The 6,948-nt window shown below is 72.6% G+C and carries 6 protein-coding genes; 2 read left to right on the forward strand and 4 right to left on the reverse strand.

The window, feature by feature from the left end; all coding sequences use genetic code 11:
• Positions 1-331: 331 nt before the first annotated feature.
• The 3 genes from ACFV4N_RS19210 to ACFV4N_RS19220 all read right to left on the reverse strand — a co-directional run bounded on the left by ACFV4N_RS19210 (position 332) and on the right by ACFV4N_RS19220 (position 5,087).
• Positions 332-1,912 carry a vWA domain-containing protein gene (locus ACFV4N_RS19210; protein WP_499673897.1) on the reverse strand — a complete coding sequence of 527 codons (1,581 nt, stop codon included), beginning with the start codon at positions 1,910-1,912 and terminating at the stop codon, positions 332-334.
• Positions 1,913-2,286: 374 nt separating this feature from the next.
• A complete protein-coding gene (rfbB, locus tag ACFV4N_RS19215; RefSeq protein WP_499673898.1) occupies positions 2,287-3,270 on the reverse strand; it encodes a dTDP-glucose 4,6-dehydratase in 984 nt (327 codons plus the stop codon).
• Positions 3,271-3,329: 59 nt separating this feature from the next.
• Positions 3,330-5,087: a M14 family zinc carboxypeptidase gene (locus tag ACFV4N_RS19220; protein ID WP_499673899.1), complete on the reverse strand. Its 1,758-nt coding sequence runs from the start codon at positions 5,085-5,087 to the stop codon at positions 3,330-3,332.
• 185 nt (positions 5,088-5,272) lie between these two features.
• Here ACFV4N_RS19220 and ACFV4N_RS19225 point away from each other — a divergent pair, with 185 nt between their 5' ends.
• Complete coding sequence (locus tag ACFV4N_RS19225; RefSeq protein WP_499673900.1) at positions 5,273-5,515, forward strand: DUF2630 family protein; 243 nt, start codon at positions 5,273-5,275, stop codon at positions 5,513-5,515.
• A gap of 58 nt (positions 5,516-5,573) precedes the next feature.
• Positions 5,574-6,386: a MerR family transcriptional regulator gene (locus ACFV4N_RS19230; protein ID WP_499673901.1), complete on the forward strand. Its 813-nt coding sequence runs from the start codon at positions 5,574-5,576 to the stop codon at positions 6,384-6,386.
• Between the two features lie 36 nt (positions 6,387-6,422).
• Here ACFV4N_RS19230 and ACFV4N_RS19235 read toward each other — a convergent pair whose 3' ends face one another.
• Positions 6,423-6,932, reverse strand: coding sequence for a DUF5753 domain-containing protein (locus ACFV4N_RS19235; protein ID WP_499673917.1), 510 nt, complete (start codon positions 6,930-6,932; stop codon positions 6,423-6,425).
• Positions 6,933-6,948: the final 16 nt, after the last annotated feature.

The following is a 6,948-nucleotide window of genomic DNA, read 5'->3' on the forward strand; positions in this document are numbered from 1 at the left end:
CATCCCCCACCACCCCACACACCCACCTCGACCACATGTCACACGAGCCTTGAACGCATGACACGCGCGACCGGACCGCATGACTCGCGGGCCTTGACCGCATGACTCGCCGGTCCCGACCGCATGACACGAGGGTCGGGAGCGTACGACTCGCGCGGCCGGAACGTACGACTCGCCGGTGTCGGGTGTACGACTCGCGTGTTCTGAACGTACGACTCGCGGTGTCCGAGTGGAGGACACGCGGTGTCGGAGTGGAGGACACGCGCGGGGTTGCGCGTGTCCTCCGGTCCGGTGTTGCGTGTCCTCCGGTCCGGTGTTGCGAGTCGTCCGGTCAGGAGCGGTCGGTGATCACTCGGTAGGCGACGCCGCCGTGGTCTTCGCCCTCCACGAACTGGACCAGGTTGACCAGGTAGTCGCCCGGGGCCTCCGGGGTGAAGGTCAGCTCCGCCGTGAAGCGCTCGCCCGCCCGGAGCGGCACGCCGAGCAGCGCCGCCCGCCTCGGGTCGACCTGGAACGCGGTCTCGCCGACCTGCTTCACGCCCTCCGCCTTGCCGCCGGCGGCGCGCCAGCGCTCGAACAGCTCCCGCCCGAGGTCGATCACCACGGCGCCCGCCACCGGCTTCTCACCGGTCAGCACCAGGTCGGTCCGGACCTGGTCCCGCCCGGTCGCGTTGCCCAGGGTGAACCAGGACCGCACCGGCTCCAGGACGCGCCCGCGCACGGTCTGGAAGTTCTTCCACGCGATGTTGTTGTTGTTCTTGGTGTTCAGCGCGGTGTTCGGGCCCTCCGCGAACGTCATCGGGTCCGTCGCCGACACCCAGCGCGCCAGCAGGCAGAAGTGGCCCGGACCGGGGACGCTCGTCCACGGGATCTTCGCCACGGTCCCGCCCGGCGGCACGGTCAGCGCCTGCTGGCCGATGGACACCCAGTCGCCGTTGGTGGCGTTGTTCCACGTCGTGCCGCCGCCGGCGGGCGTGCGGTAGAGCTTGAGCGTGCCGGTGGCCGAACCGGACAGGTCCTTGTTCAGCTTCACGTGGACGTAGTTCGTCCCGCCGACGACCGGCTGGATGCCCGCGCAGTCCGCGAGCCCCGGGCAGACCTTGATGTCCGGGCTGTTCCACACCGTGCCGTTCGGGTTGGGCTCCGCGCCCGTGTCGGTCACCTGGTCCCGGATGAACACGTCCGTCTGGCTGCAGTCGGACAGCAGCTTCCGGATCGAGTCGGCCGTGTACTCGCCGGTCGCCGTCGCCTGGAGGTACAGGCCGCCGGTCGTCGTCGCGTAGTTCTGCATGATCGGCTGGATCACCGGCGTGAACGTCGGCGACGTGGGCACGTAAACCGAGCTGATCTTGATGCCGCGCGCCAGGGCGTCGTTGGCCCACTGCGCGGCGTTGGCGACGTCGACCGCCGCGTGCACGTTGTCGAACCCGCCGGGCCGGGCGTCCGTCACCAGCACGACGAGCTTCATCGCGTTGGACCGCCACGTGCCGGCGAAGTCGGCGTTCTGCGGCCTGCCCGCAGCCGCCCGGTTGTTCACGACCGTGTTCAGGGCCTCGTCGGACGCCTCGGGCTCGCTGCCGCCGGCGCTCGCGGCGAGGGTGTTGGTGACGTAGTTCGTCACCGCCGCCGCGTTGCCGGGCGCCAGGTCGTTGTGGACGGTGACGTTGTCCTTGAAGGTGACCAGCCCGAGCTGGTAGTCGCCGCCGGACGCGGTGACGACGTCGTTGACGATCGCGTTGATGCCGGTCTTCAGGTTGGCGATGGCGCCGCCCATGCTGCCGGTGTCGTCGAGGACGAACACGACGTCGAGCGGACCGCACGGGGAGGCGACGGGTGCGGCGGCGGGTGCGGCCGCCGCCGGGGCGGTGACCTGGGCGGTGGAGACGACCAGGGCGGCGACGGCCAGCAGCACGCCCCGCCTGGGAGCCCGACTGGAACCCCGTCTGGAACCCCGTCTGGAAGAGGAACGCATGTGATCTCTTTCCGCTAGCGCTGCCGGGCACGGGACCCGGGCGCCCGGACACCGTTGACCGGGCGCGACAAGCGGATGACCTGACGACCTCTCGAATACGGTCCGGGCGGAGCAACTTCACGCCGGTTCCCGATCCGGCGAACAGCAGCCGGACACCCCCGCACGGGTGATCCACCGGCGTGTCATGCGCTCACGACCCGCGTGTCATGCGTTCAGAGCGCGCGAGTCATGCGGTCAGGGCGGGTGTGTCATGCGTTCAGCACCCGCGAGTCATGCGGTCGGAGCGGGTGTGTCATGCGGTCAGGACGCGTGAGTCAGGTGGTACACGCCGTCTCGGTCACCGGGCTGCGGTCGCGCAGGGGCTCCCACCACGCGCGGTTGTCGGCGTACCAGCGGATGGTGTCGCGGACGCCCCGGTCGAACCCGACCCGCGGCTCCCAGCCCAGCTCGCGCCGGATCTTGGCCGAGTCCAGCAGGTAGCGGCGGTCGTGGCCGGGGCGGTCCGGCACGGTGGTCTTGCGCGACGCCGGCAGGCCCAGCTCGTCCAGCACGAGGTCCGCGATCTCGTCCACGCTGGCCTCCACGCCCGTGCCCACGTGGTAGGTCTCGCCGACCCGCCCGTGCAGCAGCACCGCCTCGATCGCCCGGCAGTGGTCCAGCACGTGGACCCACTCCCGCCGGTTGTCCTTCGACGCGTACACCGGCAGCTCGCCGCCGTCCAGCGCCCGCGTGGTGAACAGCGGCAGCACCTTCTCCGGGAACTGGTTCGGCCCGTAGTTGTTGGCGCAGTTGGTGATCGTCACCGGCAGCCCGAACGTCTCGTGGTACGCCCGCACCGCGTGGTCCGCGCCGGCCTTGCTCGCGTTGTACGGCGTCCGCGGCCGGTAGGGCGACTCCTCGGTGAACGCCCGCTCCGCGTCCAGCGGCAGGTCGCCGTACACCTCGCACGTCGAGATGTGGTGGAACCGCCGCACGCCCGCCCGCCGCGCCGCCTCCAGCAGGGCCTGCGTGCCCAGCACGTTGGTCCGGAAGAACCGCGTCGGGTCCAGCACGGCCAGGCTGTTGTGCGACTCGGCCGCGAAGTTGACCACCACGTCGACGCCGGTCAGGTCGTGCGCGGCGATGTCCGCGTGCACGAACCCGACCCGGTCGCGCACGTCGTCGAGGTTGGTCAGCGTGCCCGCGTAGGTCAGGGCGTCCAGCGCCACCACCCGGTCCTCCGGGTGCCGGGCCACCCAGTGCCGCGTGAAGTGGGAACCGATGAAGCCCGCCGCGCCCGTCACCAGAACCGTGGTCATGGACCCACGCTACCGACGGGACGGGCCCGCGCGCCGGTGGTGCGCGGGCCCGCCGGTGCTCACACGGTCAGGCTCCACGAGTCGAGGTGACCGGTGTCCGCCGAGTACACGTCCTGCACGCGCAGCCGCCACTCGCCGTTGCGCGCCTCGGACGACACGTCCGCCGTGTAGGTGGTGTCGATGTCGTCGCCCGAGTCGCTGTTCGACGACTTCAGCCGGTACGCCGACCCGTCCGGCGCGAGCAGGTCGATCACCAGGTCGCCCCGGTAGGTGTGCTTGACGTGCACCTCCACCTGCGTGGACGCCGACGCGGAGCCCTCGCACCCGGCGATGGTGACGGTGCTGGTCACGGCCGCCCCGTTGTCCGGGATGGCCACGTCGGCGTCGTTGGTCCGCCGCGCGCACCCGGTGGGCGGGTTGCCGGCGCCGCCGTAGGGGTTGGCGGCCTTCTTCGCCGCGTACAGCAGCATCGGCCGCGTCTTCGGCCAGAACGTCGACGCCTGGCACGAGTAGGCCGGGAAGAACCCGGAGCACGTCCCCGACGACGGCCCGACCTCCCACACGAACGAGGCGACGCCCAGGTCGTCGTACACCCAGTCGTCGGTCGCGCCGGCCGCGTTGTAGAGCACCTCGCCGGGCTGCCCGTACTGCCAGCCGCCGGCCAGCGACGCCATGTCGCGCGCCATGCCGCGCAGCGCGGCGTCGTTGCCGGTCTTCTGGGTCGCGCTCCAGCCCCACGGGAACAGCACCAGGTTCGAGTAGCTGTGCATGGAGAGGACGACGCCGGTGGTGTCGGCGGGGGCGGCGTCGCCGGGGGCCGTGCCGCGCCGATCGCGGTACAGGGAGCGCCACAGGCCCTGGAGCGCCCGCGTCTCGACCTCGGAGTTGGCCGACGGGCCCTTGTAGGTCTGGTCGCACGGGTTGGGCGACGTGCCGGACTCGCCCCAGTGCGAGTCGGTGTTGCGGTTGAGGTCGATGCCGACGTGCGAGGACGAGGTGCCCGAGCAGTTCGACCCGTTCGTGGTGTTCGCGTTCTTGCGCTGGTAGCGGGGCGAGTTGCCGCCCTGCTGGACGATGTTCACGCCGTCCGGGTTGGCGATCGGCACCACCCAGACCTCGGTGCTGTCGAGCAGCGCGGTGACCTCGGCGTCGGCGCCGTAGCCCTGGACGAGGTGGTCGATCCACCGCCAGGCGACGTCGCCGGTGGTCAGCTCGCGGGCGTGGAGCTGGCCCATGACGAAGAACCGGGGCTTGGGCGCGTTCGGGTCCAGCGCGCAGTCGCCCGCCTTCTTCTTGGTCAGGCACACGGCCCGCAGGTCGTAGCCGCCCGCGCCCTGGGTCTTGCGCCACGAGTCGCCGTAGTCGACGACGGTCGCCAGGTCCGGGTGCTCCTGGGCGACCTGGTCCAGGTGCGCCCAGTGGGCGTTGACGGTGCGGTAGCCGCCGTAATAGGTCTCGTTGATGTTGGCCGCGTCGACCTGCGACCTGGCGGCCGGCGGCTGCCACTCGGGCGCGGGCAGCACCTCGTCCACCACCGCCGCGAACCCGGCCTTCCGCAGGTCGGAGCCCGTGCCGGCGTCGCCGAGCACGAACAGGTGCTCGCCGTCGCGGTCCTCCAGCACGTCGAACCCGCGCCCGAGCAGGTCCTGGGCGGCGGACCCCAGCGGGGCGCGCACCTTGTACACGTACGTGGGACCGGCCGGCGCCGCCGCAGGCTCGGGCGCGGGTCCGGCGGTCGTGGGGCTCGCGGTGACCACGGCGGCCGCCGCGACACCGGCCACGGCCAGCGTCAGCAGGGAGCGTCTTCTCGACTTCACGCGTTCCTCCTAGGCAGGGTGCTTCGGAGGATGGAGCACGCGGCGGCGCTTGCCCACCCACCAACCGGCCATTGCTCTGCGTTATGACCGCAGGTCGCGGCCGGTGTGTTTCGAGGGTGCCGGCGGAGGTACCCGGATCTTGACCCGGACGGCGGCGGTGCCGGGGGCCGGGTGGAGGAGGAGTGGTGAAGGACGAGGAACTGGTCGCGCGCATCACCGCGCTGGTCGAGGAAGAGCACCGGCTGGAGAACTCGCACACCGGCGAGGAGCTGTCGGAGGGCGACGCCCGGCGGCTGCGGGACGTCGAGGTCGCCCTGGACCAGACGTGGGACCTGCTCCGGCAGCGCCGGGCGCGCCGCGACGCGGGCCTGGACCCGGACGGCGCCGAGGCCCGCGGGCCCGGCACGGTGGAGAACTACCGGCAGTAGCCGCTTGACCCGTCCCCAGGGGCAGCCCCCACAGTTCCGGACCGTGGAGGATGCGCGGGTGGAACGGCTCCTGGGGGTGGGCGAGTTCGCGCGCCGGTCGAGGCTGTCGGTCAAGGCGCTCCGGCTGTACGAGCGCCAGGGCCTGCTGCAGCCTGCCCGGGTCGACGGCGCCACCGGCTACCGGCGCTACCGCGAGGACCAGCTCACCGGCGCCCGGCTGGTGGCGCTGCTGCGCCGGCTGGACATGCCGCTGGCCGAGGTCGCCCGGGTCGTCGGCGCGCCCGAGGCCGAACGCGCCGACCTGCTCGCCGCGTACTGGGCCGGTGTCGAGGAGCGGATCGCCGTCCAACGGGGCCTGGCCGCGCATCTCCGCGTCGTGCTGTCCGACGGAGAGGGACTGATGGAGATGTACCGGGTCGAGCAACGGGAAGTACCTGAACGCGTGATCCTCACCGAGCAGCGTCACCTGCTGCAACCAGAGTTGGAGGACTGGATCCTCGCCTCCTGGGAGCGCCTGAGGAAGGCCGCCGAACCGTACGGCGGTGCGTCGTCCCCGCCGTACGTCGCCTACCACGGCGAGGTCAACGACGACAGCGACGGCCCGGCCGAGCTGTGCTACCCGATCGCCGCGGCGAGCCCGCCGCCGGAGGTGGCCGCCCGCGTCGAACCGGCCCACACCGAGGTCTACGTGCGGCTGCGCAAGGCCCAGGTCGTGTTCCCGCAGATCCTGTCGGCCTTCGACGCCGTCGCCCGCTGGGCCGAGGAGAACGGCCGGCGGGTCGTCGACGCGCCGCGCGAGGTCTACTTCGGCGACTGGGCGACGTCGGGCCCGGAGGACGAGGTCTGCGACGTCGCCTTCCCGGTGGCCTGACGGGCGACCGGGCCGCGACCGGACCGCGCCTCGCGGTCACGCGTGCCGCCGGGCGACGTCCTCCAGGAAGTGCCTGGACCGCTCCGGCCCCAGCGCGCCCGCCGCGAGGCCGTCCCACAGCCGGGCGTAGTCGGCGACCTCCCGGTCCCCGTCGAGGTAGTCGGCGTCGTGCAGGCTCTCCACGTACACCAGCTCCAGCGGTGGCGCGGAGGTCGGCGCGGGCACGCGCAGCAGGGTGAAGGTGAAGGCGCTGCCGCCGGCGGCCGAGTCGAACGGCAGCACCCGGATCCGCACGTTGCGCCGCCGCGCCAGGGCGGCCAGGTGGTCGAGCTGCCCGCGCATCACCGCCCCGCCGCCGACCACCCGGCGCAGGCAGCTCTCGCTCAGCACGAACTCGGCCCGCGCGGCACCCGGCCGGAGCAGCGCCTCCTGCCGCTCCCGGCGGGTGGTCACCACGGCGTCGACCACCCGCCGGTCGGGGGCGGCGGGGCCCCGGGCCGGGCCCGCCGAGGGCACGGGGGGGGGGAGCGCCCCCCCCCCATACACCGCCGGGGGGCCGAGG

The organism is Actinosynnema sp. NPDC059797 (assembly GCF_042732085.1).
Classification (GTDB): Bacteria; Actinomycetota; Actinomycetes; order Mycobacteriales; family Pseudonocardiaceae; genus Actinosynnema.

Excerpts from the sequence above, each read along its gene's own strand:
- rfbB (WP_499673898.1), bottom strand. The coding sequence starts at position 3,270 with ATGACCACGGTTCTGGTGACGGGCGCGGCGGGCTTCATCGGTTCCCAC.